1 protein-coding gene and 1 pseudogene are annotated in these 1,494 nt (G+C 62.7%); both read left to right on the top strand.

Annotation, left to right across the window (positions count from 1 at the left end):
• Nucleotides 1-604, top strand: a pseudogene (locus NMG10_RS25745) (type VI secretion system tip protein VgrG); the annotation flags it as partial.
• Nucleotides 601-1,494 (top strand): DUF4123 domain-containing protein (locus NMG10_RS25750; RefSeq protein WP_254465369.1); only part of this gene is annotated, 894 nt, incomplete at its 3' end. The pseudogene NMG10_RS25745 and the gene NMG10_RS25750, both read left to right, overlap by 4 nt.

Consider the following 1,494-nt stretch of genomic DNA (forward strand, 5'->3'; position numbering starts at 1 on the left):
TTTCAACGAGCTGCGCTTCGAGGATGAACTGGGGCAGGAAGAGGTGTTCATCCATGCCCAGCGGGATCAGAACAACGTGGTCAAGCATGATGAGACCACGCAGGTTGGCAATGATCGACGTGAGGAGGTTGGCCATGACGAAGTGCTCGACGTCGCCAACAACCGTCGCGAAACCATCGGCAACGACGACCAGGTGACGATTGGCCATGACGCGCTGCTGGATATCGGCCATAGCCAGACCACCACGATTGCCCAGGACCGCACGGTGCGGGTGGGCAATCATCGCTTTGACAGCACGGCGGCCAACCACAGCGTCAGCGTGGGTGGCCATATGCAGCAGACCATCGAGGGCCACCTTGAACTGAAGGCCGGCCAGGCCATTCGGCAGCACACCCGGTGCTACGAAATCCATGCCTCGCAAAGCATCACCCTCAATGCGCCAGGCGGCACGCTGCGCATCGACGGCGACGGGATCACGCTCGATGGCGTGGCGCTGATCCTGAAAGCGCCGCTGAGCCAGAACGCCAGCGGTAGCGGCAACGAACTGTCGATCACCAGCCAGGTGTTGCAGGGGCTTGAAGAATGCGTGGAGCACCAGCGATGAAACCTGAATATCTGCTCGACCTGATGGCACAGGCGCGTAAACCCGACGATTTCCTCTACCTGCTCCTCGACCCGCTTGCCAACTGCGGTCCCGAACATCCCTTGAGCATTGCAGCGCTGACCCGGCAACTGGGAGTAGAGGCAGTCGAATGTGTGATGCGCGACGACCTGGCACACCTGACAGCGGAGTGTCCGACCCTGGTCGAGCTGGCGGCGCCCGGCCATCCCGCTGACACACTGCTTCAGCTCACTGCCGTCCATGCCCTGTCAGAAGTGGACTTCGACAGACGCCATGTCTGCGGTTGGCTATTGAGCGAACAGCCATTGCCGGTCATCGCCCGGCACCTCGCGGCACGTTGCTTGACCATGCCCCCGGTGGCCGGTCCGGCAACGGCTCCCTGGTTCGAGCCTTTGCGCCTGGAGTTGCTGCACGCCACGATGCTCGATATCAGCGATGTGCTATGGCCCTTGAGCGCATGGTTGTACCCAACCGCCTGCGGCACCTTCGCCTGCGTGCAAGGCCGTGCGTTCGCCAGGGATCTGGTCATACCGCACGCCGTCCGCGAACTGCAGTACATGGCCCCTCAAGTCAGGTGCCTGCTGGGTGCCTGGCGTTTGCTGAACCAATCGCCCCCGAGCTACTCGCCCTTGGCGTGGAAGGGCCCCTCGAGCCTTCCGCCCCAGGCGCCCTTCCATGTGTACCAACTGATCGTCGCGGCCTGGGCGCGTGGGCTTGTGGACCTCGATGACGCTTCATGCCTGGTCCTGCACCAGATCATGATCCATCCACGCCTGCTCGAACACCCCACCATCCAGCACGACTTCAACCAAGCCGTAGCGGGCGAGTGCCGCCTGGTCTCGCGCTTCGCCACCTACAGCGACTACGACTGG

The organism is Pseudomonas sp. DVZ6, from assembly GCF_024259445.1.
Taxonomy (GTDB): domain Bacteria; phylum Pseudomonadota; class Gammaproteobacteria; order Pseudomonadales; family Pseudomonadaceae; genus Aquipseudomonas; species Aquipseudomonas peradeniyensis.